This window comes from Achromobacter sp., assembly GCF_032102605.1.
GTDB lineage: Bacteria > Pseudomonadota > Gammaproteobacteria > Burkholderiales > Burkholderiaceae_B > Achromobacter.
This window is the reverse complement of sequence record NZ_DAMDGT010000003.1, coordinates 249,159-274,362: the sequence shown is the minus strand read 5'-3', so window position 1 is coordinate 274,362 and position 25,204 is coordinate 249,159. Positions and strand designations below refer to the sequence as shown.

At 65.8% G+C, this 25,204-nt stretch carries 23 protein-coding genes; 13 read left to right on the top strand and 10 right to left on the bottom strand.

Annotated elements, in window-relative coordinates:
* Positions 1-37: 37 nt before the first annotated feature.
* Positions 38-1,069, top strand: a complete 1,032-nt coding sequence (tsaD, locus tag RT614_RS09175) for a tRNA (adenosine(37)-N6)-threonylcarbamoyltransferase complex transferase subunit TsaD (protein WP_313621796.1) — start codon at positions 38-40, stop codon at positions 1,067-1,069.
* A gap of 42 nt (positions 1,070-1,111) precedes the next feature.
* Here tsaD and plsY read toward each other — a convergent pair whose 3' ends face one another.
* A complete protein-coding gene (plsY, locus tag RT614_RS09170) occupies positions 1,112-1,750 on the bottom strand; it encodes a glycerol-3-phosphate 1-O-acyltransferase PlsY (protein WP_313621795.1) in 639 nt (212 codons plus the stop codon).
* Positions 1,751-1,940: 190 nt separating this feature from the next.
* Between plsY and surE the strand changes: the two genes are divergently transcribed.
* The 7 genes from surE (at position 1,941) to rlmD (ending at position 8,809) form a co-directional block, all read left to right on the top strand.
* Entirely contained in the window at positions 1,941-2,699 is a 759-nt protein-coding gene (gene surE / locus RT614_RS09165; RefSeq protein ID WP_313621794.1) for a 5'/3'-nucleotidase SurE, read from the top strand.
* Positions 2,684-3,508: a protein-L-isoaspartate(D-aspartate) O-methyltransferase gene (locus RT614_RS09160; protein WP_313621793.1), complete on the top strand. Its 825-nt coding sequence runs from the start codon at positions 2,684-2,686 to the stop codon at positions 3,506-3,508. Before surE ends, RT614_RS09160 begins: the two co-directional genes overlap by 16 nt.
* A 16-nt stretch (positions 3,509-3,524) precedes the next feature.
* Positions 3,525-4,382, top strand: a complete 858-nt coding sequence (locus RT614_RS09155) for a peptidoglycan DD-metalloendopeptidase family protein (RefSeq protein WP_313621792.1) — start codon at positions 3,525-3,527, stop codon at positions 4,380-4,382.
* Positions 4,379-5,158: a 3'-5' exonuclease gene (locus RT614_RS09150; protein WP_313621791.1), complete on the top strand. Its 780-nt coding sequence runs from the start codon at positions 4,379-4,381 to the stop codon at positions 5,156-5,158. Before RT614_RS09155 ends, RT614_RS09150 begins: the two co-directional genes overlap by 4 nt.
* 219 nt (positions 5,159-5,377) lie before the next feature.
* Positions 5,378-6,001, top strand: coding sequence for a hypothetical protein (locus RT614_RS09145; protein WP_313621790.1), 624 nt, complete (start codon positions 5,378-5,380; stop codon positions 5,999-6,001).
* Positions 6,002-6,347: 346 nt separating this feature from the next.
* On the top strand, positions 6,348-7,100 hold the full coding sequence (locus RT614_RS09140) for a TorF family putative porin (RefSeq protein ID WP_313621789.1): 753 nt from the start codon (positions 6,348-6,350) through the stop codon (positions 7,098-7,100).
* A 215-nt stretch (positions 7,101-7,315) separates the two neighbouring features.
* Entirely contained in the window at positions 7,316-8,809 is a 1,494-nt protein-coding gene (rlmD, locus tag RT614_RS09135; protein WP_313621788.1) for a 23S rRNA (uracil(1939)-C(5))-methyltransferase RlmD, read from the top strand.
* A gap of 81 nt (positions 8,810-8,890) precedes the next feature.
* Here rlmD and cueR read toward each other — a convergent pair whose 3' ends face one another.
* Positions 8,891-9,283 carry a Cu(I)-responsive transcriptional regulator gene (gene cueR, locus RT614_RS09130; protein ID WP_313621787.1) on the bottom strand — a complete coding sequence of 131 codons (393 nt, stop codon included), beginning with the start codon at positions 9,281-9,283 and terminating at the stop codon, positions 8,891-8,893.
* Complete coding sequence (locus tag RT614_RS09125) at positions 9,280-11,565, bottom strand: heavy metal translocating P-type ATPase (RefSeq protein WP_313621786.1); 2,286 nt, start codon at positions 11,563-11,565, stop codon at positions 9,280-9,282. The genes cueR and RT614_RS09125 overlap by 4 nt, the downstream gene beginning before the upstream one ends.
* Positions 11,566-11,725: 160 nt before the next feature.
* Here RT614_RS09125 and RT614_RS09120 point away from each other — a divergent pair, with 160 nt between their 5' ends.
* The 3 genes from RT614_RS09120 (at position 11,726) to RT614_RS09110 (ending at position 14,485) form a co-directional block, all read left to right on the top strand.
* A complete protein-coding gene (locus RT614_RS09120; RefSeq protein ID WP_313621785.1) occupies positions 11,726-11,926 on the top strand; it encodes a heavy-metal-associated domain-containing protein in 201 nt (66 codons plus the stop codon).
* A 171-nt stretch (positions 11,927-12,097) separates the two neighbouring features.
* A complete protein-coding gene (locus RT614_RS09115; protein WP_313621784.1) occupies positions 12,098-12,826 on the top strand; it encodes a glutathione peroxidase in 729 nt (242 codons plus the stop codon).
* Positions 12,827-13,054: 228 nt separating this feature from the next.
* Entirely contained in the window at positions 13,055-14,485 is a 1,431-nt protein-coding gene (locus RT614_RS09110) for a dihydrolipoyl dehydrogenase (protein ID WP_313621783.1), read from the top strand.
* 74 nt (positions 14,486-14,559) lie between these two features.
* On the opposite strand, the gene RT614_RS09105 is transcribed toward RT614_RS09110, so the two are convergent.
* The 3 genes from RT614_RS09105 to RT614_RS09095 form a co-directional block, all read right to left on the bottom strand.
* On the bottom strand, positions 14,560-15,450 hold the full coding sequence (locus tag RT614_RS09105; RefSeq protein WP_313621782.1) for a 23S rRNA (adenine(2030)-N(6))-methyltransferase RlmJ: 891 nt from the start codon (positions 15,448-15,450) through the stop codon (positions 14,560-14,562).
* 12 nt (positions 15,451-15,462) lie between these two features.
* The gene (gene ugpQ / locus RT614_RS09100; protein ID WP_313621781.1) at positions 15,463-16,212 is read right to left on the bottom strand and encodes a glycerophosphodiester phosphodiesterase; all 750 of its coding nucleotides are present in this window, start codon (positions 16,210-16,212) and stop codon (positions 15,463-15,465) included.
* Positions 16,213-16,296: 84 nt separating this feature from the next.
* Entirely contained in the window at positions 16,297-17,589 is a 1,293-nt protein-coding gene (locus tag RT614_RS09095; protein WP_313621780.1) for a M20/M25/M40 family metallo-hydrolase, read from the bottom strand.
* A gap of 352 nt (positions 17,590-17,941) precedes the next feature.
* On the opposite strand from RT614_RS09095, the gene RT614_RS09090 reads away from it, so the two are divergent.
* On the top strand, positions 17,942-19,906 hold the full coding sequence (locus RT614_RS09090; RefSeq protein WP_313621779.1) for a SurA N-terminal domain-containing protein: 1,965 nt from the start codon (positions 17,942-17,944) through the stop codon (positions 19,904-19,906).
* A 19-nt stretch (positions 19,907-19,925) separates the two neighbouring features.
* Here RT614_RS09090 and RT614_RS09085 read toward each other — a convergent pair whose 3' ends face one another.
* Entirely contained in the window at positions 19,926-20,573 is a 648-nt protein-coding gene (locus RT614_RS09085; RefSeq protein ID WP_313621778.1) for an arylesterase, read from the bottom strand.
* Here RT614_RS09085 and RT614_RS09080 point away from each other — a divergent pair.
* Positions 20,572-21,249 carry an ABC transporter ATP-binding protein gene (locus tag RT614_RS09080; RefSeq protein ID WP_313621777.1) on the top strand — a complete coding sequence of 226 codons (678 nt, stop codon included), beginning with the start codon at positions 20,572-20,574 and terminating at the stop codon, positions 21,247-21,249. The two genes, RT614_RS09085 and RT614_RS09080, sit on opposite strands and share 2 nt — an antisense overlap.
* Before the next feature lie 23 nt (positions 21,250-21,272).
* Here the strand turns inward: RT614_RS09080 and RT614_RS09075 are convergent, their stop codons facing one another.
* The 3 genes from RT614_RS09075 to RT614_RS09065 are packed head-to-tail and all read right to left on the bottom strand — an operon-like array spanning position 21,273 to position 25,015.
* Positions 21,273-22,256 carry an ABC transporter substrate-binding protein gene (locus RT614_RS09075; protein ID WP_313621776.1) on the bottom strand — a complete coding sequence of 328 codons (984 nt, stop codon included), beginning with the start codon at positions 22,254-22,256 and terminating at the stop codon, positions 21,273-21,275.
* A gap of 22 nt (positions 22,257-22,278) precedes the next feature.
* Positions 22,279-23,925: an iron ABC transporter permease gene (locus tag RT614_RS09070; RefSeq protein WP_313621775.1), complete on the bottom strand. Its 1,647-nt coding sequence runs from the start codon at positions 23,923-23,925 to the stop codon at positions 22,279-22,281.
* A gap of 13 nt (positions 23,926-23,938) precedes the next feature.
* Positions 23,939-25,015 carry an ABC transporter ATP-binding protein gene (locus tag RT614_RS09065; RefSeq protein WP_313621774.1) on the bottom strand — a complete coding sequence of 359 codons (1,077 nt, stop codon included), beginning with the start codon at positions 25,013-25,015 and terminating at the stop codon, positions 23,939-23,941.
* Positions 25,016-25,204: the final 189 nt, after the last annotated feature.

Below are 25,204 nucleotides of genomic sequence, written 5' to 3'. Positions count from 1 at the left end.
CAGGCGTATTTTCGCATCAGTTGTAAACTCTGCCGCCATGATTATTCTCGGCTTTGAAAGCTCCTGCGACGAGACCGGCGTCGCCGCCGTCTGCACGGAACGCGGCCTGCTCGCGCACGCGCTGCATACCCAGATCGCCATGCACCAGGAATATGGTGGCGTGGTGCCCGAACTCGCCTCGCGCGACCACATCCGCCGCGTGGTGCCCCTGACACGCCAGGTGCTCGACGACGCCGGGCTCCAGATGTCCGATATCGGCGCGGTCGCCTATACGGCTGGCCCGGGTCTGGCAGGCGCCTTGCTGGTGGGCGCCAGCGTGGCGCAGTCCTTTGCGTGGTCGCGCGGCCTGCCGGCCATCGGCATCCACCATCTCGAGGGGCATCTGCTGTCCCCGATGCTGGCCGATCCTCGGCCGGACTTTCCCTTTATTGCGCTGCTGGTGTCCGGCGGGCATACGCAGCTGATGCGCGTGGACGGCGTGGGCCGCTACGAATTGCTGGGCGAAACGCTGGACGACGCCGCGGGCGAAGCCTTCGACAAATCCGCCAAACTGATGGGACTGGGTTATCCGGGCGGACCGGCGCTGGCCAAGCTGGCGGGCAGCGGGGACGCTTCGCGCTTCGACCTGCCGCGGCCCATGTTGCACAGCGGTGACCTTGATTTTAGTTTCAGCGGCTTGAAAACGGCCGTGCTGACCCGCGTCAAGGCTGCCGAGCAGCAGGGCGGCCTGGACGATCAGGCCCGCGCGGATCTGGCTGCCGCCACGCAGGCCGCCATCGTGGAAGTGCTGGCGGCCAAGGCCATCCGCGCCCTGAAGCAGACAGGGCTGCGCCGGCTGGTGGTTGCGGGCGGGGTAGGGGCGAACCAGCTGCTGCGGGCCAAGCTGGACGCCGCGCTCAAGCCGCTGCGGGCTCGCGCGTACTTTCCGCCCCTGGAACTGTGCACCGACAACGGCGCGATGATCGCCTTCGCGGCGGCGGAACGGGTCAAGGCCGGGCTGGCCACGCTGGACGCCAGCGCGCACAGTTTCACGGTGAAACCACGGTGGGACCTTGCCGATATCGCTTGAAACGTCGCGGGCGGCCCTTGGGCCGCCCGCGATCGGTGAGGTTTACTTCTTTTTGCTGCCGATGCGGCTTTCGGTGCCCTGGATCAGGCGGGCGATGTTGGCGCGATGCCGGTAGAACAGCAGCACGCCGATGACGGCCAGCGCGACCCCCAAGGCGGGCTGCGCCTGCCAGGCCAGGCCGGATCCAAACACGTAATACACCGGGGCGAAGAACGCGGCCACCAGCGAGGCCAGCGACGAGTAACGGAAGAATACGGCGATGATCAGCCAGGTGGCGGCGGTGGCGACGGCCAGCCAGGGCTGGATGGCCACCAGGACGCCCAGGGCGGTTGCGACACCCTTGCCGCCCTTGAAGCCCAGGAAGACCGGATACAGGTGGCCGATGAACGCGGCCAGCGCCACCAGGGCGAGCCCGACGGGGCTGATGCCCGGCGCCAGCTTTTCCGCCAGCCAGATCGCGAACCAGCCCTTGGCCGCGTCGCCCAACAGCGTCAGCGCGGCGGCGGTCTTGTTGCCGGTGCGAAGCACATTGGTCGCGCCGGGGTTCTTCGACCCATAGCTGCGGGGGTCCTGCAGCCCCATGAGCTTGCTGACCACCACCGCGAACGGCACGGAGCCGATCAGGTAGGCCAGCACGACGAGCGCCACGGTAAACGCCAGGGAGGGTTCGGTTATCGCCATGGAAAGGGAGTCCGTTGTTGTAGTTTGTTGTAGTAATGGCTGCGGATTCTACCGCGCCCGGACCGGGTCGGGGTTCGGGTTATCGAGCGTCGGCCGGATGACACGGTGACGCGATCGGACAGACGCGGCAGGGCTGCGGACGGTACAATCCGCAACGTCCACCCGCGTTTTATTTTCTTTCGGATGCACAATGCGAATTCTGGTTTCGAACGACGATGGTTACTCAGCCCCGGGGCTTGAGGCGCTGGTAGCGGCGCTGGAAGGCCTGGGGGAACTTACTGTCGTCGCCCCCGAGACCAACCACAGCGGCGCCTCCAACTCACTGACATTGAATCGGCCGTTGTCGGTGCGCACCGCGTCGAACGGGTTCATTGCCGTCAATGGCACCCCGTCGGATTGCGTGCACGTCGCCCTCACAGGTTTGATGGATGCGCGTCCCGACCTGGTCGTGTCCGGCATCAACAACGGTGCCAACATGGGCGACGACACCCTCTATTCCGGCACGGTCGCCGCCGCCAGCGAAGGCTATCTCTTCGGCATTCCCGCCATCGCGTTCTCGCTCGCCGAGAAAGGCTGGGAGCACATCGAGTCCGCGGCGCGCGCGGCGCGGCTGGTGGTAGAGCGCCATCTTGCTGATCCCCTGGCGGCGCCGGTGCTGCTCAACGTCAACATACCCAACCGCCGGTTCGAGGACATGCACGGATTCGCCGTTACCCGGCTGGGCAAGCGGCACCCCTCGCAGCCGGTGGTGCGCACCACCACTCCGTACGGCGACACGGTGTATTGGATCGGGCCGGTCGGTCTGGCCGCGGACGCCACGCCGGGCACGGACTTTCACGCGGTCGAGCAGGGCATCGTGTCCGTCACGCCGTTGCGGCTGGATCTGACTCAGCACAGCCAGCTGGACGAGATCCGCACCTGGGCGGAGCCGCTATGCGCAAACGGATAAGCCAGCCGGACCTGACGCACGGCGCCTCGGGGCGTCCCAGCCAGGTCCGCCACGACTCCGGCCGTCTGGGGCCGGGCTACACGCCCGCCAATAGCAACACCCGCATTTCCGCGGCCACGTTGCAAAAGCAGGCACAGGCGCCGCAGCCGGCGTCGGGCAGCAATCTTGGCCTCAATTCCGAACGCCTGCGCCAGGCCATGGTCCAGCGTCTCAGAACGCAGGGCATCACCGACGAGCGCGTACTGAACGCCATGGCCGCGGTGCCGCGCCATCTTTTCGTGGACGAAGCCCTGGCCAGCCGCGCCTATGAAGATGCGGCGTTGCCCATCGGACACTCGCAAACCATTTCACAGCCGTGGGTCGTGGCGCGTATGATCGCGGCTGCCTGCGAAGACCGCACGCCCACGCGTGTGCTTGAAGTCGGCGCCGGTTGCGGATACCAGGCCGCGGTGCTCGCCCAGTTCGTGCGCGACGTCCACACGATTGAACGCATACGTGGACTCTACGAACTGGCGCGCGATCATTTGCGCGCGTTGCGCCTCACCACGCGTATCCGCTTGATCTATGGCGATGGCACGTTGGGGCTGCCCGGCGTGGCTCCGTTCGATGCTATCGTTGTGGCTGCCGCTGGCCTGGCCATCCCGCAGGCGCTGCTTACGCAGCTTGCGCCGGGTGGCCGCCTGATCGCTCCCGAAGGGGGCTCGAACCAGCGCCTCGTTCTGATCGAACGCACGGGCGCGGCCAGCTGGAAACGTACTGAACTAGAGGCCGTGCGCTTTGTGCCGCTACGGTCCGGAATACAATCTTGAGCGACAGGAGAAACGTATGCTCAACGGGCAGTTGCAACTGACCGATATGAATTTGGGCGCGTCCATGACGCGCCTGCGCCGCCCGCTCTTCGCAGTGGGGGTCCTCAGCCTCGCCATCCTGGCCGGCTGCGCATCCAAAGGTACTCGTGCCCCGGTGGTCGACATGACCGGCGGGCAACCCGCGCCGGCCGTCACGTCCGGCAGCTATGTGGTCAAGCCGGGAGACACTCTCTACAAGATCGCTCGCGCCAACAACGTCGACATCGAAAACATCAAGCGCTGGAACAACATCAGCGATCCCAACCAGATCTCGGTGGGACAGGTGCTGAAGATGTCCGGCAGTGCTGGCGGGGGTGCGCAAAGCGCGCCGGTCGCAGGCACCAAGCCGCAGCCGCGTCCGCTGGACCAGCCTGACACGTCCACCGCAAGCACGCCCGCGCCGGACGCCACGCCTACGCCGGCTCCCGCGCCGGTCGACACCAAGCCGGCCACGCGTGCCGCCGATGCCGGCGTCATCAACTGGGCCTGGCCTGCCAGCGGCCCGATCGTGCAGGGCTTCAATTCCAGCAGCAAGGGCATCGACATCTCCGGCGCGCTCGGCGATCCGATCACCGCTGCCGCCGATGGCCTGGTCAAGTACAGCGGCAACGGCGTGCGCGGCCTGGGCAATCTCATCATCGTCGAGCACCAGAACGGTTTCATCACCGCTTATGCGCATAACCGCGCCTTGCTCGTGAAGACGGGCCAGACGGTCAAGCGCGGCGCCAAGATCGCCGAACTGGGTCAAAGTGACACCACGTCGCCGCGTCTGCACTTCGAGATCCGCCGCCAGGGCACGCCTGTCGACCCGATGCAGTACCTGCCGCCCAAATGACGCCCACCCTGGTATTCGACCTCGAAACCATCCCCGACGCCGACGGGCTACGCAAGCTCAATGGCTGGGGCGCCGACGTGCCCGACCACGAAGTGGTCGAGCGCGCGTTGACGGCGCGGCGCGAGGCCGTGGGCCACGACTTCCTGCCGCTGCATCTGCACAAGGTAGCGGTCGTGGGCTGCGTCTTTCGCGATGACCAGGGCTTCCGCGTCAAGACGCTGGGCCAGCCCGATGATCCTGAAGCCGCCTTGCTGGCGGGCTTCTTCAAGACCATCGAACGCTATACGCCCAAGCTCGTCAGCTGGAACGGATCGGGTTTCGACCTGCCCGTGCTGCATTACCGCAGCCTGATCCAGGGCGTGCCTGCGCCGCGCTACTGGGACATGGGCGAAGAAGACCGCGACTTCAAGTTCAACAACTACATCTCCCGCTACCACACGCGCCACGTCGACCTGATGGACGTGCTGGCCAAGTACAACGGCCGCGCCAATGCGCCGCTGGACGAACTGGCCAAGCTGTGCGGCTTTCCGGGCAAGCTGGGCATGGACGGCAGCAAGGTCTGGGAGGCCTGGAGCAGCGGCCGCGCCGACGAAGTGCGCGCCTATTGCGAAACCGACGTGGTCAACACGTGGCTGGTGTATTGCCGCTTCCGCTTCCTTCGGGGCGAACTGGACCGCACCGCCTACGAGACCGAGGTCGCGCTGGTCCGCGACACGCTCAGCGCCAGCGACGCGCCGCACTGGAAGGAATACATGGCCGCCTGGGACGCGAACTAGGCGCGGCCTGGCCCATGGGCGCCTGGCGCCCGTGGACGCTGCCGCACATCCGGGCGCCAAGAGGCCTCGGGTGAAATTGACGATACGGGGCCTGCATGGCCCCGTACTCGCGTCTGGCGGGCAAGCAATCGACTGAAACATGGACGCCGCGGACGAAACCTGGATGAAACCAGCGAGATCGCACAATGGCCTCGCTTTCTTCACTTTCAGGAGACATACATGTCCCGATTCGCTATCCGCTCCAATTTGGCCGCCCTTGCTTTTGTCGCCGCGTCCAGCGGCTTTGCGGCCGGCACCGTAATGGCTGCGCCTCCTCCTGCCGCCGACGGCGGCCCCGCGGCCATGCACGAAGGCCACCGCGGTGGTGGCTTCCACAAGGGCATGCGCGACGGCCTGCTCATCCCGGGCCTGGGCCCCGTGTCCAAGGCGCAAGTCGCCGAACTGAAGCTCGACGCCAAGCAGGAAGCCCTGTTCAAGACCGCCCAGGAAAGCCAGCGCAGCCTGCACGAAGCGATGCGCGCCTCCGGCGGCAAGCGCCACGACCTGCTCAAGGCGCAGCTGGACAGCGGCAAGCTGGATCCGCGCGCGCTGATCGAACAATCCGAAAAGCGACGCGACGAATTCGGCGCACAGGCCAAGCAGGTGCGTGACCAGTGGCTGGCCGTCTGGGACAGCCTGAACGAAACGCAGCGTGGCCAGGTGACCAAGATCGTCAAGGAACGCGAAGCCCGCATGGCCGAACGTCACGCCAAGATGGAAGGCCGTCATGGCAAGGGCCGCGCCGGCATGCCGCCGCCTCCGCCCGCCACCGGCGACGTGCCTCCGCCTCCGAAGGCCAACTAAGTCTCTCTTCCCGACGTGCAATCGGAGCGGTTGATCCGCTCCGCCACGCCCCGGGCGCTGATGCGTGCCGGGGCTTTCTTTTGGTCGGACAGCGGCGGCCCTTGAAGCGCGCGCCCCGGAATCCCCGCTTTGACGCATCCGCGAGCCCCGCGCCCCAAAGCGGGGCACCAAACCGGTGCGTCGCTGTGTCGCCCGGGTGGCCTGCGGACTTATTTGTGCGCGGCCGCAACCTGGCACGGACATTGCTTGAAAGATCTTGAGCCGGTAGTCCCCGCAGCAATGCCGGCCAGCCGGATGCGCCGCGCGCCTTCCGCTTCCTCGTAAATCCGATCAGGACTTTCGCACCATGAAGAAGACGTTGCTAGCTTTGCCCATCGCGGTTGCCGCTAGTTTCGCGGGATCGGCGCAGGCCGAACCCACCGATCTGGGGGGCGGATTCTCGCTCAGCGGTAACGCAACCATCGTCAGCGACTACCGTTTCCGCGGCTATTCGCAGACCGACTTCCGTCCCGCCGCGCAACTGGGTTTCGATCTGACGCACAGCTCAGGCTTCTACCTGGGCAACTGGAACTCCAACGTATCCAGTTTCGTGTTCACGGACGGCAACCTCGAGATGGATTTCTACGGAGGCTGGAAGGGCGACGTCGGGGGCGGCTTCTCACTGGATGCCGGTGTCCTGCATTACTACTATCCGGGTTCCAGTTCTCCCAAGGGCGGCAATTACAACAACACGGACATTTACCTGGGCGCTTCCTACGGCAACTACAGCCTCAAATATTCATACACGCCCAGCGATTTCTTCAGCACGCCCGACAGCAAGGGCACGTGGTACCTGGACGGCACGGCGACGTTCGACCTGGGTGACGGCTGGGGGCTGCTTGGCCATTTGGGATACCAAAAGCTCAAGAACCAGACCAACATGGATGGGGATTCCATCGGTCACTACGTCGATTACAAGGTCGGCGTGACCAAGGATTTGAAGGGATGGATCCTCGGCTTGGCCGCGGTTGGCGCGTCCAAGGACAACTGGCTACCCACCAAGTATGGACATCCGTCGGGTCGCATCGGGGCGGTCTTCTCGGTGGCCCGCTCTTTCTGATATCCGTGGCGGCGCCTGAAAAGCGCCGGCCTTTGGGGTTTGCAGGAGGCCGTCCGACCAGGCTGCTTCCGGCAAACCCCTTTTTTATGCCTGTCCGCCCGCACTCGGCGCAGGTTCCGCCTAAGGCGCTGCTCCGGCCCCATCAAACCGATTTCCGGGATTGCCCGAACTCCTTCTACAATCATAGGTTGCGTGCAAATTCTGGACTGCGTGAGATGTCTGACGTTTTGAGTATCGAATCCCTGGACCTGGAAGCCAGGGGGATCGCCCGCCGCGACGGGAAAGTCATTTTCGTGGAAGGGGCCTTGCCCGGCGAGCGCGTCACCGCGGTCACGTTGCGTCGCAAGCCTTCTTACGAAACCGCCCGCGTGGACGAAGTGCTGCGCCCCTCGTCGCAACGCGTGCAGCCGCGCTGCCCGCACTTCGGCGTCTGTGGCGGCTGTGCCATGCAGCATCTTGAGCCCACCACCCAGGTGGCCATCAAGCAGCGCGCGCTGGAAGACACCTTCTGGCATGTGGGCAAGCTGCGCCCGGCGCTGATCCTGCCGCCGCTGCAGGGCCCGACCTGGGGCTACCGCTACCGTGCGCGCCTTTCCGTTCGCGTTGTGCCCAAGAAGGGCGGGGTGCTGGTCGGATTCCATGAACGCAAGAGCAGCTTCGTGGCCGACATGCGCGAATGCCATGTCTTGCCGCGGCACGTCAGCGACCTGCTGATCCCGCTGCGCGAAATGATTGCGTCCATGTCGGCGCCCGATCGCATGCCGCAGATCGAAGTGGCCCTGGGCGAAGGCGTGACCGCGCTGGTGCTGCGCCACCTGCTGCCGCTGACCGACGGCGACATCGCCATCCTGCGTGCCTTTGCCGCCCAGCACAACGTGCAGTGGTGGCTGCAGTCCAAGGGCCCGGAGACGGTGCACGCCCTGGAGCGCGAGCACAATGACGCGCTGGCCTACACCATGCCGGAATTCGGCCTGCGCATGCCGTACCGTCCCACCGACTTCACGCAGGTGAACCACGCCATCAACCGCGCGATGGTGTCGCGCGCGCTCAAGTTGCTGGATGTGCAGCCGACCGACCGCGTGGCCGACCTGTTCTGCGGCCTGGGCAACTTCACCTTGCCGCTGGCCACCCAAGGGCGCGAGGCCGTCGGCGTGGAAGGAAGCAAGGCGCTGACCGACCGCGCTTTCGACGCCGCGTCGCGCCACGGGCTGGGCGACTGCACCAGCTTCGCCACCCTGAACCTGTTCGAGGTCGACGCGACCTGGCTGCGCAGCCTGGGTTACTTCGACCGCATGCTGATCGATCCGCCGCGTGAAGGCGCCCATGCGGTATCGCAGGCGCTGTCCGAACTGACGTACGAAGAGCGCCCGCGCCGCATCGTCTACGTGTCCTGTAATCCCGCCACCCTGGCGCGCGACGCATCCATCCTGGTGCACGAAGGCGGCTACGTCTTGAAGAGCGCGGGCGTGATCAACATGTTCCCGCATACGGGCCATGTGGAATCCATCGCCGTGTTCGAGTCGCTGGATGCGGAAGGCGTGCTGCAGGTGAAGGAACGCGCCCGCGAGCGCGCCATCCAGGCAGCCGCGGATGCCTTGGCTGCTGAAGAGGCAAAGCTTGCCGCGGCGGCTGAGAAAGCCGCCGCCAAGCAGGCCGCCACCGAAGCCTACGAGGCCCGCGTCGCCGCCGAGGCGCAGGCGGGGCATTAAGCGAAGCGGCCGGGCAGGGCGCCTTGGCAGCAAGGCGCGCTGGCGGCCGCGATCAACGCGTCCTTTTCGGAGCGCGGCGGCTCAATGGGAACAGCCCAGGTTTTCCAGAATCGGGCAGTCGGGCCGGTCGTCGCCATGGCAGTGCTGCGCCAGATGCTTGAGCGTGGCGGCCATGTCGCGCAGGGCCTCGGCCTTGCGCTCCAGTTCCTGCACGTGCTCCAACGCAATGCGCTTGACGTCCGCGCTGGCGCGGCTGCGGTCCTTCCATAGCGCCAGCAGTTCGTTCATCTGTTCCACCGAAAAGCCCAGGTCACGCGCGCGTCGCACGAAGCGCAGCGTGTGCAGGTCCTGCTCGGTATAGACCCGGTAGCCCGAGTCCGTGCGCACCGCCGGGCCGATGAGGCCGATGCTTTCGTAGTAGCGGATCATCTTGGCGGAAATGCCCGAACTCTTTGCGGCTTGTCCGATGTTCATGCGTGACTCCCGTGCTGCGGGCGGAAAGCCTTCAAGCGCAGCGCATTGCCCAATACGAAGACGCTCGACAGGGCCATGGCGCCGGCGGCGAAGATCGGCGACAGCGACAGGCCAAAGGCCGGGTACAGCGCGCCCGCGGCCAGCGGAATCAACGCCGCGTTGTAGGCGAACGCCCAGAACAGGTTCTGCCGGATGTTGGCCAGCGTCGCGCGGCTGAGCGCGATGGCGTTGGACACGCCGTGCAGATCGTCCGCCATCAGGACGACGGAAGCCGCCTCGATCGCCACGTCCGTGCCCGTGCCGATGGCAATGCCCGTATCAGCGGCGGCAAGGGCAGGGGCGTCGTTGATGCCGTCGCCCACGAAGGCCACCTTGCGGCCGCCTTCGCGCAGCGTGGCGATGGCCTGCACCTTGCCGTCCGGCAGCACTTCGGCGCGCACTTCGTCGATGCCCAGTTGGCGCGCCACGGCCTGCGCGGTATGGCGATTGTCTCCGGTGATCATGGCGGTCTTGAGGCCCTGCGCATGCAGCGCGGCGATCGCGGACACGGCCGAAGGCTTGACCGGGTCCGTCACGGCCATCATGGCGGCAGCCTGGCCGTCGACCGCGACATAGATCGGCGTCTTGCCTTCATTGCCCCAATCGGCGGCGCGCTCGCCAAAGGCGCTGACGTCCACGCCACGTTCGGCCATCAGGCGCGCCGCGCCCGCCAGCACCTTCCTGCCTTCCACCGCGGCCTCGACCCCGGCGCCCGTAATCGCGGCGAAGCCTTCGGCAGCCAGCAGCCCGATATTGCGGTCCGCGGCGGCGGCCACGATCGCCAGGGCGATGGGATGTTCGGAGCGCGCCTGTACCGAGGCCACCCATTGCAGCACCTGCTGCGCGTCGTGGCCTGCCGCGGGTTCCAGCTCGGTCAGGGTTGGTTTGCCCAGCGTCAGCGTGCCGGTCTTGTCGAACGCGACGACGTTCACGTCGCGCAGGGTCTGCAAGGCGTCGCCCTGGCGGAACAGCACGCCCATTTCGGCCGCGCGTCCCGTGCCCACCATGATGGACGTGGGCGTAGCCAGGCCCATCGCGCACGGGCAGGCGATGATCAGCACGGCGACCGCGTTGACCAGGGCATGCGACAGCGCGGGCTCCGGACCCAGGAAGAACCACGCCAGGAAGGTGAGCAGGGCGGCTGCCATGACGGCGGGAACGAACCAGGCTGTCACCTGGTCGACCAGGGCCTGGATGGGCAGGCGCGCTCCTTGTGCGGCTTCCACCATGCGGATGATGCGGGCCAGCATGGTGTCCGCGCCCGTGTGGGTGACGCGCAGGGTGAAACTGCCCGATGTATTCAACGTGCCGCCGGTTGCCTGCATGCCGGGCTGCTTTTCGACCGGAACGGGTTCACCGGTGAGCATGGATTCGTCGACGTAGGAGCTGCCCTCGATGATCTCGCCGTCAAGGGGGACTTTTTCGCCCGGACGCACCATGACGACGTCGCCGGTGCGCACGCGCTCGATCTCCACATCCAGCGCCTGGCCGTCGCGCATGACGCGGGCGGTGCGCGGTTGCAGGCCGATCAGGCGCTTGATGGCCGCGCCGGTCTTGCCCTTGGCGCGCGCTTCCAGCATGCGGCCCAGCAGGATCAGCGTGACGATCACGGCGGCGGCTTCAAAATAGACGTTGCGCGCGGAGTCCGGCAGCCAGCCGGGCGCGAACGTCGCCACCACCGAATAGCCCCACGCAGCGCCCGCGCCAAGCGCCACCAACGAATTCATTTCGGGCGCGCGGCGCCACAGCGCCACCAGCCCCTTGGTGAAGAACTGCCGGCCCGGCCACGACAGCACGGCCGTCGTCAGCACAAACTGCAACAGCCAGTTGTTCTGTTGGCCGACAGTGGCCAATACCCAGTGATGCATGGCGGGAATCAGGTGCGAACCCATTTCCAGCGCGAAAACGGGCAGCGTCAGCACCAGCGCCGCGATGAAGGCCCGCTGCAGCCGGTGCGCTTCGGCGTCGCGCGCCTGCGATTGCCGTTCGGCATGGTCGTCCTGCGCAGCGATGGGCCGCGCCTCGTAGCCCATTTTGCCAACGGCGGCCACCAGCGCCTGCGGCTGCGCGGCCGCGGGGTCGAACGACACCAGGGCGCGTTCGGTGGCCAGGTTGACTTGCGCCAGCGCAACGCCGGGCACATTGGTCAGGGCTTTCTCCACGCGCTTCACGCAAGATGCGCAGGTCATGCCTTCGATGGCAAGTTCCAATTCGGAAAATGATGATGGGCGAGCAACGCTCATGGCAGTCTCTGTCTGGATGGGAGCACCCAGTTTCATCCTTCCCATTATGGGAAGGTCAAGGCCAATTCTACGCTTGACCTTTCCATAATGGGAAGGATTAACCTGCCGTCAAAGTGGTCGCATCCGGGGCCACCCCCTCCCAATCTCTCTGGAGAAATCAATGAGCATCGAATTCCAAGTGCCCGACATGACCTGCGGCCATTGCGTCAAGACCATCACCGGCGCCGTCAATCAGGCAGCTCCTGGCGCTGCCGTCGCCATCGACCTCCCGAGTCATCGCGTAACGGTGACCGGCACGGACCAGGCCGACAAGATCGAAGCCGCCATCCGTGACGCCGGGTACGAGCCCTCGCGGGTCTGAAGAGCAGGGCACGGGCTGGGTTATGATAGGCCCAGCCTTTTTCTGGTTATTTCCTAATTGCCTACGGCTATCAATCAATTAAATTAATTAAATTGGATAAATCGATAGCTGAGATTTATGATTCTTTTCATGGTGGTTAACCAAACCCCGCTACCCCAAGGAGAGATTCGAATGCTGCAAAACCGCGAAGGCCAACGTGTTCCGAACGTAACGTTCCCCGTCCGCGAGGACAACACGTGGAAGAAGGTCACGACCGACGACCTGTTCAAGAACAAGACGGTCGTGGTCTTCTCGCTTCCCGGCGCTTTCACGCCGACCTGCTCGTCGACCCACCTGCCGCGCTACAACGAACTGGCTCCCGCGTTCTTCGACGCCGGCGTGGACAGCATCGTCTGCGTGTCGGTCAACGACACCTTCGTCATGAACGAATGGGCCAAGGACCAGGAATCGGCCAATATCACGCTGCTGCCCGACGGCAACGGCGCCTTCACCGAAGGCATGGGCATGCTGGTCGACAAGAGCGACCTGGGCTTCGGCAAGCGCAGCTGGCGCTATTCCATGCTGGTCAAGGACGGCGTCGTCCAGAAGATGTTCATCGAGCCGGAAAAGGAAGGCGACCCGTTTGAAGTGTCGGACGCCGACACCATGCTGGCTCACTTCGCCCCGTCGGCCAAGAAGCCCGACCAGGTGGTCGTGTTCTCCAAGCCGGGCTGCCCGTTCTGCGTGGAAGCCAAGGCGCTCCTGGACAGCAAGGGCTACTCGTCGATCGAGATTCCGCTCGAGAACAAGGTCCGTGGCCGCGTGATCGGCGCGGTGTCGGGCAAGGGCACGGCTCCGCAGGTGTTCATCAATGGCGCCCTCATCGGCGGCCTGGAAGACCTGAAGGCGCACTTCGCCTAAGCAGTCATCCCGATGCCGGAAGGGAGGTTTCCCTTCCGGCATGCCGGAACGCGCGGCCTCCAGGCCGCGGCCTGTTCCGGTCAGCCCCGAGTTTCCCTTCTTACCCGTCCTTGCGACGCCGCGCACCTCGTTGCCGAGGGGCCGGACAGCGTTCGTCCCGAGGGCGTGCAACAAGGCGGAACTCGCCTTGAATCCTGTTCATCACGCAACACCGGGGGATCCCCAGACATGAAAACTTTGCAAACCGATATCGCCGTCATCGGCGCAGGCACCGCGGGCCTGGCTGCCTATCGCGCCGCGAAGGCGGCTGGCAAGCGCGCGCTGCTCATCGAAGGCGGTCCCTATGGCACGACGTGCGCGCGCGTTGGCTGCATGCCGTCGAAGCTGCTTATCGCGGCGGCGGAGGCCGCCCACGCCGCCGCGCACACCGAAGCGTTCGGCGTGCACGTGGGCGGGGAAATTTCCGTCGACGGCGTCGAGGTGATGGACCGTGTGAAGCGTGAACGCGACCGCTTCGTGGGATTCGTGCTTGAAGGCGTGGAAAACATTCCGGCCGAAGACAAGCTGCGGGGCTATGCCAAGTTCGTCTCCGACACGGTGCTTCGTGTGGACGACCACACCGAGATTCATGCGTCCCGGGTGGTGATCGCCACCGGCTCGCGTCCGTCGGTGCCGCCGCCCTTGCGCGCGCTGGGCGATCGCCTTGTCGTGAACGATGACGTATTCGCCTGGGACGGCCTGCCCAATCGCGTCGCGGTGTTCGGCCCCGGCGTCATCGGACTGGAACTGGGCCAGGCGTTGGCTCGCCTGGGCGTCGAAGTCCGCGTTTTCGGCATGAGCGGAAGCCTGGGCGGCATCAGCGATCCGCAGGTGCGCCAGACCGCGCGCAGGATTTTCCAGCGCGAGTTCTATCTGGACACGGACGCCCGTGTGCTGGAAACGACGCGTGTCGGCGATGAGGTCGAAGTGCGCTACATCGCACTGGACAACAGCGAACGCACGGAGCGCTTCGATTACGCGCTGGTCGCCACCGGCCGCCGTCCCAATGTCGACAGCCTGGGACTGGAGAACACGTCTTTGGAACTGAATGCCCAGGGCGTGCCGGTGTTCGACCGGCTGACGATGCAGGCCGGCGGCTCGCCCATCTTCATCGCGGGCGACGCCAATGCCGATGCGCCGCTGTTGCACGAGGCCGCCGACGAAGGCCGTATCGCGGGCGAGAATGCCGCGCGTTTCCCGGAGGTGCGTCAGGGTCTGCGCCGCGCGCCGCTGGGTGTGGTGTTTTCGGATCCGCAGATCGCCCTGGTGGGGGCGGGACATGCACGCCTGGTGCCGGGTACGTTCGTGACCGGCGCCGTGGACTTCAGCGATCAGGGGCGTTCGCGCGTCATGCTGAAGAACCGCGGGATGCTGCACGTCTATGCCGACATCGAGACGGGCCGGTTCATGGGCGCCGAAATGATCGGCCCCAGCGCCGAACACATCGGCCATCTGCTGGCCTGGGCCGTGCAGCAGGAACTCACGGTGGCGCGCATGCTGGAGATGCCGTTCTACCACCCCGTGATCGAAGAGGGGCTGCGCACCGCGCTGCGCGACGCGGCGTCCAAGCTGTCTCTGGCGCAGGAAGCCCTGCGCCAGGCCGACGCCGAAACGGTGTAAGGGCAGGGAAGCAAAAAGGCCGCGCCTGGCAGGCGCGGCCTTTTGTCGTCTACGTGCCGCAGGCGGCGCGGCGTTCAGTCGTCCGAATGCTTTTTGGCGACGGGGAACGGATTCTCGCGGTACTGCAGCGTGTAGCCGGCCCGCTCGTCCTGCGCGAGCTTGCGCGCCAGGTAGGGCATGGCCTGCTTCAGGGCGTCGTGCAGCGTCCAGGGCGGGTTGATGAGGAACATGCCGCTGCCGTGCAGGCCATAGCCGTCTATCGTGGCCTTCTTGACGGTCAGGGTGGCGTGCAGCCAGCTCTTGACCTTCAGGTTCTCGAAATGGCGCGCCATTTCACTGGCCTCGCGGCGCTGGACCAGCGGATACCAGATGGCATACGTGCCCGTGGCGAAGCGCTTGATGCACTCTTTGACGGTCAGCAGTGTGCGGCGGTAGTCGTGCTTGTCTTCGTACGACGGATCGATCAGCACCATGCCGCGCCGCGTGGGCGGGGGCAGCAGCGCCTTGATGCCTTCGAAACCGTCATCGCCGTAGATGGTGGTCTGGCGCTGCGCCGCGCGGCCCTGGTGTTCCAGGTTGCCGACCAGCGTGTCGATTTCGGTGGGATGCATCTCGAACAGGCGCAGGCGGTCGGACGGACGCAGCGCGTCCAGCGTCAGCCAGGGCGATCCGGGATAGCGCCGCAGCCGGCCATTGGTGTTGTAGTCGCGAATGCGGGCCACGTAGTCCGCCAGAAGGGGCGGCAGGTCCTGCGCTTCCCACAGGCGGCCGATGCCGTCGGCGAACTCGGACGTCTTGGCCGCCCAGTCGCTGTCCAGGCTGTAAAGGCCGGCGCCCGCATGGGTGTCGATGACCCAGTAAGGCGCGTCTTTCTTGTTGAAGTAATCCAGGGTGTGAACCAGGATGGCGTGCTTGAGCACGTCGGCGTGATTGCCGGCGTGAAAGGCGTGGCGATAGCTGAACACGGGCGTCCTGCCTCAGGCGGCGGGCCGGATGGCGGCCAGCTCGTCGGTGAAAATGCCGTCAATGCCCCAGTCGAGCAGCAGACGGGCGCGTTCGGGGTCGTTGACGGTCCAGGCCGCGATCCGGTAGCCGGCGTCGTGCACGGCGTCGATCAGTTCGCGGGTGGCGTCCTTCTGATTGATATTCAGGGCCACGCAGTCGTACTTGGCCAGGCGCTCGCGCCAGTCGGCAGGCACCTTTTCCACCAGCAGGGCGCGAGGCAGTTCGGGGGCCGCTTCGCGCGCAGCCTGCAGCGCTTCTTCAGCGAACGAGGACAGCAGCGGGGCGGTGGCGGCGCCTTGCCACAACTGGCGTGCGGCCAGAGCGACGGCCCGGCCGGTTTCGGCCTCGCGGCCGGGGCAGGGCTTGATTTCGACGTTGCTGGCGATGCCGTTGGCCACCGTGTAACGGGCCACGGCCGCGAAGGTGGGCAGCGGTTCGCCCGCGTAGGCGGCCGAGTGCCAGCCGCCGAAGTCCAGTTGGGCCAGTTCGGCGTAGGTTTTTGCCGCGGCCGGGCCCTTTCCGTTGGAAGTGCGGTCGACGTCGTCGTCGTGCATCAGCACCAGCACGTTGTCGCTGCTGAGTTTCACGTCGTACTCGAACATCGTGAAACCGTTTGCGGCGCCAACGCGCATGGCGGCCAGGGTGTTCTCCGGCGCCAGGCGGCCGCCGCCGCGGTGCGCGATGTGACGCGAGTAGGGCCAGGAGGGAAGGTTTGCGGTCATTTCGCTGCTGCTATGGGGTTCTTTTGAGACAGGTTGCAAGGATACCTTGTCTTCGCGGGCGTTTCCCGCCCGCACTCCGGCAAGCTACTTCAGCGGCGCCTTGTCCTGGGACACGTCCATGATCATTCGCGTCGCCAGATACAGGCGCGGAACGATGCTGTTGATCTGGATGTACTCCGCGTCGTTCGAGTGCGCGCCGAACCCGGAGAGGCCCATGCCTTCGATGACCGGGCCGCGGGCCTTCAGGGCGGCGAAGGCCGCGTCCGTGCCGCCTCCGCTGGCGCGATCCACGACTTTCATCGGCAGATCGAGCTCCTGATAGATCTTCACGCCGTGCTGGGCCAGTGCGCGCGAGGCCGCCGTGGCTTCCAGCGGAGGGCGCCGCACCTCGAATTTGACGCTTACCTTCGAGTCCGGCAGCAGCTTCTTCTGAATGCGTTCATCCAAGGCTCGCGACAGGGCATCGAAGTCGGATACGCGCAGGGCCCGGGCGTCTCCCTGGGCCGTGGCCAGGCCCGGGATGACGTTGCGGTTGGTGCCGGCCTGCGCGACGGTCCAGTTCAGCTTCAGGCCCTCGTCGGGCTTGGACAGATCGTCCAGCTGGAGCAACTGGTGCGACAACTCGTACAGCGCGTTGACGCCGCCTTCCGGACGGGCGCCAGCGTGCGAGGTCTTGCCCTGCACGGTCAGGTACGCCGCGCCGATGCCGCTGGTGGCCAGCGTCAGGCGCGGCTCCATGCCGCCGCCCTCGAACGAGAAAACGGCGTCCTGGTCGGCGCCCAGCCGTGTGATGGTGCTGCGCGCGCCCGGCGAGCTGATTTCTTCGTCGCCGTTGATCAGCACGGTAACGGTGCCGTAACCATCGAATCCCAGCTGCTTCAGCAAGGCCAGCGTATGCAGGATCGTCGCCACGCCGTGCTTGTCGTCGGCGATGCCCAGGCCATAGGCTTTGTCCCCGTCCACGCGGAACGGCTGGTCTTTCAGCATGCCGTTGCGATAAACGGTGTCCATATGAGCGATCAGCATGATCTTCTTGCTGCCGCTGCCCTTGAATTCGGCGTGGACCATCGGGCCGACTTTGTCCGGCGTGTCGTCCAGTCGGAAGACGTCCGTGGGCGCGATGATCTCCACATTGCCGCCCAGCGCCTTCAGGCGATCCCGGATCAGCTCGGCGATGCGTTCGACCCCTTCGACGTCCTTGCTGCCGGATTCGATGTTCACCAGGTCGCGCATCGTGTCCAGCATGCCCTGCTGCTGGTTTTTCGCCGCGTCGTGCACTTGCGCCACGGGAGCGGCCAGCGCCAGTTGGGCGCCGCCCAGGAATGCCAGGGCGATGCAGGTTTTCAGGATGGGCAGGCGGCAGGGCATTTGGGGCATCGTGGAGTACCTTTCTACGCGAGGAAGAGGGAGCCGGCCAGTTGCCGGCCATCGGGCGGCGCGCACGGACTGCGGGCTAACCCTGAGGCCCACGATAAGGGGGGCGGGGCAGTGCGGAAATGGTGATTTCCCGGGTTGACGGGCGCGTCAGTCCGTGTCGTCGGACCGCCCGCCGCCGCATCCAGCCGGCCCCGAGCGCGCGCAAGGCTCCTATATGAATGAGAAATGGTAAAATCCGCCCGCTGATCCGGTTCATGACCGGTATGGGAATAGGGCGAATCGAGTTCGCCTTTTTTTATGCGTTTTCGTGCGGCCCCGGGCGTTTACCCCGGAGCGCGGCAACAGGGATTCCATGTTCGAATTTATTCGCAGCCATCGGCGCTGGATGCAGTTCATCCTGCTGCTTCTGATTGTGCCGTCCTTCTTCCTGGTCGGGATTCAAGGCTATGACAGCTTCATGCGTCAGGAGCCTGAGCTGGCCACGGTCGCCGGCCAGCCGATTTCACGCGCCGAGTTTGACCAGGCGCACCGCAACCAGCTGGAGCAGTTCCGCCAGCGCCTGGGCGCGCAGTTCGACCCGGCCGTGATCGACACGCCGGCCATGCGCGAAGGGCTGCTGAACCAGCTCATCAACCAGCGCCTCCTGGCCAACGTCGCCGCCGACAACCGTTTCTCGGTATCCGACGAAACGCTGCGCAACACGATCGCCGCGATTCCGGAAGTCCAGGACAACGGCCGCTTCTCGCCCGAGCGCTATCGCCAGGTGCTGGCCGCGCAGGGCATGTCGCCCACGTCGTTCGAAGCCGGCCTGCGCCGCGACCTGGCCGTCGCCCGCGTGCTCGAGCCCGTGGGCCAGTCGGCCCGCGCGCCCGCCGAAGTCGTGGCTTCGCTGGAGTCGGCGCTGACGCAGACGCGCACGGTGCAACTGCGCAAATTTGACGCTGCGGATTACCGCTCGCAAGTCACGGTCGCTCCCGCCGACATCCAGGCCTGGTACGACGCCAACAAGCAACAGCTGCAGGTGCCTGAGCAGGTTCAGGTTCAGTATCTGGTGCTGGACGAGGCCGCCGCCACGCAAGGCGTGCAGGTCAAGGACGAAGACCTGGCGTCGTACTACGAACAGAACAAGAGCCGTTTCGGCCAGCCCGAGCGCCGCCGCGCCAGCCATATCTTCGTCGAACTGGCGCCCAGCGCGTCGGAAGACGCGCGCAAAGCCGCGCGCGCCAAGGCCGAAGACCTGGCCAAGCAGGCCGCCGCCGATCCCTCCAAGTTCGCTGAACTGGCCGGCAAGAATTCGCAGGACGCGGGTTCGGCTTCCAAGGGCGGCGACCTGGGCTGGATCGCCCCGGGCGCGCAGCCTGGCGCGCTGGACAAGGCCATCTTCGGCCTTGCCCAGAACCAGGTGTCGGGCGTGGTCGAAAGCCCGTTCGGCCTGCACATCGTCAAGGTCACCGAAATCTCTCCCGCCGCCATCAAGCCGCTGGCCGAGGTCAAGGACCAGATCACCGCGGAAGTCCGCAAGCAGATCGCTGCCGAGCGTTTTTCCGAAATGGCCAGCCAGCTGAACAAGCAGGTCTACGACCAGCGCGACAGCCTGCAGCCCGCCGCCGACGCCGTTGGCCTCAAGCTGCGCACCGCCTCGGGCGTGACCCGCGAGGGCCTGCTGCCCGCCGACAAGGCTGGTCCGGGTTCGGCCGCCGACAGCCCCGATGCCGCGTTGCTGGACAACCCGCGCGTGCGCCAGGTGCTGTTCTCGTCAGACGTGCTGCGTGAAAAGCAGAATTCCGGCGTGATCGAACTGGCGCCCGACACCATGCTGGCCGTACGCGTGGCCGCCGTCGAGCCCGCCCATGTGCCGCCGCTCGACAAGGTCAGCGAACTCATCCGCGGCAAGCTGCTGGACGAACGTTCCGCCGAAGCCGCCAAGAAGGCCGGCGAAGCGGCCCTGGCGGCCGACAAGGCCAATCCGGGCGCTGCGTCCGAAGGCTTTGGTCCCGCCATGACGGTTTCGCGCCAGGACCCCAAGGAACTGTCGCGCGCCGAACTGGATGCCGTGATGCGCCTGCCGTCGTCCGCGCTGCCCGCCTATGTCGGCGTGCAGTCGGGCGTGGATTACACCCTGGTGCGCCTCGAGAAGGTCGAAGCCGGCAAGACCGAAGCGGCCGACAAGGAACGCCTTGCACAGCAGCTGTCTGGCGCTTGGGGTCAGGCCGAAAACGAAGCAATGATCCGCATGCTGCGCGAAGAGTACAAGGTCAACGTGCTGCCGGCCGCGGCCGACGTCATTCGTGGAGACCAGGCTCAAGCCGCCGGCTGAGCCTGGTGGTAAACAAGCCTTAGTTCAGCAGTGGCCGCAGCGTCGGCCACACGTTGTCCAGCAGTTGCGGCTGGGCATCCTCGTTCGGATGGATGCCGTCAGCCTGGAACATCGCCCGGTTCGTTGCAATACCTTCCATCAGGAAGGGCACGAGCCGGGCGTTTTCGTCTTTGGCCACCTTGGGAAACACCGCCGCGAAGCGCTGGGCGTAGTCCCGGCCATAGTTGGGCGGTATCTGCATGCCCACGATCAGGACGTCAGCATCGGCCTTGCGGGCCGCCTGCGCCATGACGCGCAGGTTCTGTTCGGTCATGTTCAGAGGCAGGCCGCGCAACGCGTCATTGGCGCCCAGTTCCAGGACCACCACGGCGGGCGCATGCTGGCGCAGCAAAGCGGGCAGTCGGGCGACGCCGCCGCTGGTCGTGTCGCCGCTGATGCTGGCGTTGACGACCTGGAACTTCGGGTATTGTTCGGAGATTCTGGCGGACAGCAGGGGCACCCAGCCCGTGCCGCGCTTGATGCCGTATTCGGCGGACAGGCTGTCGCCAACCACCAGCACGGTGCGGGGGGCGGAACCCTGGGCCGCCGCGGCGGTCTGAGCGGAGGCGGGCGCCACCAGGGCGGTCGCCAGGGCGGACACAAGTAGCAGACGGGAAAAGAGGCGCATGGATAGCAATAATTCGATCGTGGTGAAAGGGCTGGGCAAGCGGGTGGCCGATGCCGGCGGGACGCTGTCTATCCTGGAAGGCATAGATTTTACGGTCGCTGCCGGCAGCGCCGTCGCCATCACGGGCAGTTCGGGTTCCGGCAAGTCCACCTTGCTGGGACTCCTGGCGGGGCTGGATGTTCCCAGCGTGGGTAGCGTACACCTGGCGGGACAGGACCTGTTTGCCCTGGACGAGGACGGCCGGGCGCGCCTGCGGGCCAATCACGTGGGATTCGTGTTCCAGTCCTTCCAGCTTCTGCCCAACCTTACCGCGCTGGAAAACGTGATGCTGCCGCTGGAACTGGCGGGCCAGTCGGCGCGCGACGCGGCGCAGGCCATGCTGGAAAGGGTGGGGCTGGGGGCGCGCCTGCATCACTATCCGCGCACCCTGTCCGGCGGTGAGCAGCAACGCGTTTCGCTGGCCCGGGCCTTCGTCGTGCAGCCAGACCTGCTGTTTGCCGACGAACCCACCGGCAGCCTGGATGCCGCCACGGGCGTGACGGTCATCGACCTGATGTTCGACCTGCATCGGGAACACGGCACCACGCTGGTGCTGGTGACCCATAATCCGCAATTGGCGGCCCGCTGCGGGCGGCAACTGGTGCTGGCCGCGGGCCGCATGGTCGACGGCGCCTGAAGGCGCCGTCGGACACATCCCCTTTACTTCGACTTCGCGACGGCCTGGTTCCAGGCGGCCACCACGGCCTCATAGTCGGATGCAGCGGCTTCCTGGCTGACCGGGAAGATCTTGACGGTCTTCAGGTCGGGCAGCGTGGTCAGGCTGGCGACCGCAACGTCCGTGCGGGTGGGACGGCGGAAGTTCTTCACCAGCTGCGCCTCCTGCGACTCCTTGCTCAGCAGGCCGTCGTACAGCGCCTTGGCGGCGTCCAGGTTCTTGGCGCCCTTGATGATGAACATGCCCTCGGGCGCCAGGTAGCTGCCCTCGGACGGATACACCAGCTTGATTTCCTTCTGGCCGCCGGCCACGTATTCCTGCGCGGCGTATTCCAGCGTCATGCCCACGGCATATTCGCCCGCAGCCACGCCCTTGTAGGTAGTGCCCGACGACGCCGTGACGACTGCGTTGGCCGCGATCTTGTCCAGGCCCTCCTGGCCAAACTGCTTGAACAGCCCATACACCAGCATGTAGGCCGTGCCGCTCTTGGACGGATCCGTGATGGCGAACTTGCCCTTCCATTGCGGCTGCATCAGGTCGGACCAGGTCGCCGGCGCCGGCAGGCCCTTGAGCTGGCGCTCGTTCACCATCATGACCATGACGTGCACATTGGTGCCCACCCACAGGTCGTCCGGGCCGCGGAATTCCGCCGGAATCTGGTCCAGGTCGGCCGGGCGGTAGGGCTGCAGGTGCTGGCGATAGGCGCCCAGCGTGCCGAAGCCGCCGCTCCAGAAGAGGTCGCCGCGCGGATTCTGGGATTCGGCCTCGATGCGTTTCATCATGGTGCCCGTGCCGCCGGTGACGGGCTGCACATTGAGCTTGGGCGACTTCTTCTTCACCGCATCCAGCGCGGTCTCGATGGTCTCGGTGTTGTTGGACGAGTAGAGCACGACGTTCTGCGCGTGCGCGGCGCCCGTTGCCAGGGCCGCGGCCAGGACGCTGTACTTGAGAAAGTGCTTGAGTTGCATGGGTAGCCTCTGTGCGGGTGGGTTATTTGCCGGAGAACAGCTTGATGCGGAAAGCCTTGACGGACACGATGATGGGCAGGACGATGACCGTGACCAGCGCCGCGCCGTACGCGGACGCCATGCCCAGCCTGCCGCCGTCGACCTGCCGGAAGATGGCGATGGGCATGGTTTCCAGGCCGCCGCTGTAGGCCACGATGGACGCCGACAGTTCGGAAATCGTGGTGAGCCACATCAGGATCGCGGCCGAAATGATCGACGCCTTCATCGCCGGCAGGATCACCTTGAAGAACGTCATGAGCGGCGACACGCCCAGGCTGATCGAGGCTTCCTCGATCGACTCGGGGATGTTGAACAGCACGGACGACGCATTGCGCACGGCGAACGGCAGGCGGCGCACGGTGTAGCACAGCACCATGATTCCCGACGTGCCCGCCAGCACCAGCCAGCCGGTATTGAAGGTCTGCACCAGCGCAATGCCCAGTACGGTGCCCGAGATCGTCAGTGGCAGCACGACGATGTAGTCCAGCACCTGGGTAAAGGCGGTGCGCTTCTTGATCGTCAGGTAACTGACCAGGACCGCGAAGGCGACGCCCAGCAGCGTCGCCAGCGACGCGAATTTCAGGGAATTCAGGATAGGCTCGGGCGCGCCGTGCAGGGCGCGCTGGATGCTGGCGAGCGACCATTGTCCCCATTGCATGACCGGCCCGCTGGTCTTGGTGAACGCCGCGATGAAGACGATGACGAGCGGCAACAGGGAAACCAGGATGATGAGGCCCACGCCGCTGGTGTAGAGCAGCGCCGTCCACGACCGCACGCGCACGGCGGCGGGCGCGCGGCCCTGGGTCATGGTGTAGACCTTGCGTTCCACCACCCGCTTCTGGAAGAACAGCACGATGGCCACGATGGCGATGGACACCACCGACATCGCGCTTTGCAGCGTGGGGCTGCCGCCCATTTCGCTGACGAAGGTGTTGTACGTCATGACGGACAGGAGCGGCACGCGGCTGCCCAGCAGCATCGCCAGCGCGAAATTGCCCACCACCAGCGTGAACACCACCAGCGCATTCACGAGCACGGCGGGCAGCAGCACCGGCACCAGCACGCGCAGCTTGGTCAGGAACGGCGGCGTGCCCAGGCTGAGGCCCGCCTCTTCGAGTTGCCCGTCGAAACCGCGCAGCGCGGCCAGTACGCCCAGATAGATGTAGGTGTAGTAGACGAGCGTCATGGAAAAGACCATGCCCGTCCAGCCATAGAACGAGGGCAGCGATATGCCCGCGTCACCCAGCAGGTTGGTCAGGATGCCGTTGTTGCCCAGGATCAGCAGCCAGGACTGGCCCACGATGATTTCCGGAATCACGATGGTCAGCACCGGCAGGATGGCCACCAGGTTTTTCAGCGGAAAGTCGTAGCGGGCCACCATGTACGCAAAGGGCACGCCCACCAGCACCGTGCACGTGGTGACGGCCAGGCCAAGGATCAGCGTGTTGCGAAAGGCCTCCAGGTACTGGCTGTCGGCCACCAGCGCCTTGAATCCTTCCAGCGAAAAGCCGCCGTCCTGGCCCGTAATGCTGTTTCCGAAAAGGACGCCCAGCGGGTACAGCACGAAGAACAGCAGCAGGACGAGGCTGATTGCGGTCAGGATGCCCCAGGGCCACCATTTGATTTTCATGGCGGGTGCGTCCTCAGGCGTTCACGACGCGGCTGTCGGCCGGGATCAGCACCTGCACGGATTCCCCCGGCTGGAACTGCGCCACCATGTTGCCGGCGTGAAGTTCGACCCGGATTTCCGACCCGTTCTCCAGGGCAATGCGATAGGCCGTCTTGAACCCCAGGTACTGCCGCCGCAGGACCTTGCCCGGCAAGGTGTTCGGCACGTAAGGGGCAGGGGCCATCAAGGCTAGTTCCTCCGGTCGCGCGATCAGCACGCCCTGGGCGTCCAGGCCGGCGCTGCCCTGCATGCCATCGAACTCCAGGCCACACAACTCATAGCGCACATGCCCGTCCGGCGCGCCTTGCAGTCCGCTGCGGGCGGGCACGGCAATCACGTTGGCCGACCCGATGAAGTCGGCGACGTAGGCGTTGACCGGCGTGCCGTACAGCTCTTCGGGCGTGCCCAGTTGCGCGATGTTGCCGTGGTCCATGATGGCGATGCGATCCGACATCGCCAGCGCCTCTTCCTGGTCGTGCGTGACGAACACCGTGGTGATGCCGGCCTCGCGCACCAGGTCCAGGATCACGTCGCGCATCTGCAAGCGCATCTTGGCATCCAGGTTGGACAGCGGTTCGTCCATCAGCAGCACGCGCGGGCGGATGACGAGCGCGCGCGCCAGGGCCACGCGCTGGCGCTGTCCGCCGCTCATCTGGGCCGGGTAACGGCTGGCCAGGGCAAGCAGGCCGACCTTGTCCAGCGCCTCGTTGGCGCGCCGCGTGATCTCGGCGCGCGCTACGCCGCGGGCGCGCAGGCCGTAGGCCACGTTGTCGAAGGCGGTCTTGTCGGGAAACAGCGCGTAATCCTGGAACACCATGCCGATGTCGCGGCGGTGGGCCGACACATGGGTCACGTCGTCCTGGTCGAACAGCAGCCGTCCGCCGTCCGGCGCATAGAAGCCGGCGATGCAGCGCAGCAATGTCGTCTTGCCGCAGCCGCTGGGCCCCAGCAGCGTGTAGAACGCCCCGTCGGGTATGTGCAGAGACAGATCGCGCAACACCTGCTGTCCGCCGAAAGTCTTGACGATGCCGTCTACCGTGATCGATGCCATGTGGGTTCCTGCCTGAGATTGACCGCATCATAGGAACCGGGCGGCTCTGCGACCAGCAGTGTTTTTTAAGGCATGCCGTTAGATTTTCTAAGAGGTCGGCGGGGCCGCTATCCCCTAGAATGCGGCAGGATAGGGCGCGCGGCGATCAAAGACCGCCAGCCGACAATAAATAGACGACAAGGGCAATAG

Bases quoted from the DNA above. Each gene is read 5' to 3' on its own strand.
- tsaD (WP_313621796.1), top strand. From the start codon at position 38: ATGATTATTCTCGGCTTTGAAAGCTCCTGCGACGAGACCGGCGTCGCC.
- plsY (WP_313621795.1), bottom strand. From the start codon at position 1,750: ATGGCGATAACCGAACCCTCCCTGGCGTTTACCGTGGCGCTCGTCGTG.
- surE (WP_313621794.1), top strand. From the start codon at position 1,941: ATGCGAATTCTGGTTTCGAACGACGATGGTTACTCAGCCCCGGGGCTT.
- RT614_RS09160 (WP_313621793.1), top strand. From the start codon at position 2,684: ATGCGCAAACGGATAAGCCAGCCGGACCTGACGCACGGCGCCTCGGGG.
- RT614_RS09155 (WP_313621792.1), top strand. From the start codon at position 3,525: ATGCTCAACGGGCAGTTGCAACTGACCGATATGAATTTGGGCGCGTCC.
- RT614_RS09150 (WP_313621791.1), top strand. From the start codon at position 4,379: ATGACGCCCACCCTGGTATTCGACCTCGAAACCATCCCCGACGCCGAC.
- RT614_RS09145 (WP_313621790.1), top strand. From the start codon at position 5,378: ATGTCCCGATTCGCTATCCGCTCCAATTTGGCCGCCCTTGCTTTTGTC.
- RT614_RS09140 (WP_313621789.1), top strand. From the start codon at position 6,348: ATGAAGAAGACGTTGCTAGCTTTGCCCATCGCGGTTGCCGCTAGTTTC.
- rlmD (WP_313621788.1), top strand. From the start codon at position 7,316: ATGTCTGACGTTTTGAGTATCGAATCCCTGGACCTGGAAGCCAGGGGG.
- cueR (WP_313621787.1), bottom strand. From the start codon at position 9,283: ATGAACATCGGACAAGCCGCAAAGAGTTCGGGCATTTCCGCCAAGATG.
- RT614_RS09125 (WP_313621786.1), bottom strand. From the start codon at position 11,565: ATGAGCGTTGCTCGCCCATCATCATTTTCCGAATTGGAACTTGCCATC.
- RT614_RS09120 (WP_313621785.1), top strand. From the start codon at position 11,726: ATGAGCATCGAATTCCAAGTGCCCGACATGACCTGCGGCCATTGCGTC.
- RT614_RS09115 (WP_313621784.1), top strand. From the start codon at position 12,098: ATGCTGCAAAACCGCGAAGGCCAACGTGTTCCGAACGTAACGTTCCCC.
- RT614_RS09110 (WP_313621783.1), top strand. From the start codon at position 13,055: ATGAAAACTTTGCAAACCGATATCGCCGTCATCGGCGCAGGCACCGCG.
- ugpQ (WP_313621781.1), bottom strand. From the start codon at position 16,212: ATGACCGCAAACCTTCCCTCCTGGCCCTACTCGCGTCACATCGCGCAC.
- RT614_RS09095 (WP_313621780.1), bottom strand. From the start codon at position 17,589: ATGCCCCAAATGCCCTGCCGCCTGCCCATCCTGAAAACCTGCATCGCC.
- RT614_RS09090 (WP_313621779.1), top strand. From the start codon at position 17,942: ATGTTCGAATTTATTCGCAGCCATCGGCGCTGGATGCAGTTCATCCTG.
- RT614_RS09080 (WP_313621777.1), top strand. From the start codon at position 20,572: ATGGATAGCAATAATTCGATCGTGGTGAAAGGGCTGGGCAAGCGGGTG.
- RT614_RS09085 (WP_313621778.1), bottom strand. From the start codon at position 20,573: ATGCGCCTCTTTTCCCGTCTGCTACTTGTGTCCGCCCTGGCGACCGCC.
- RT614_RS09075 (WP_313621776.1), bottom strand. From the start codon at position 22,256: ATGCAACTCAAGCACTTTCTCAAGTACAGCGTCCTGGCCGCGGCCCTG.
- RT614_RS09070 (WP_313621775.1), bottom strand. From the start codon at position 23,925: ATGAAAATCAAATGGTGGCCCTGGGGCATCCTGACCGCAATCAGCCTC.
- RT614_RS09065 (WP_313621774.1), bottom strand. From the start codon at position 25,015: ATGGCATCGATCACGGTAGACGGCATCGTCAAGACTTTCGGCGGACAG.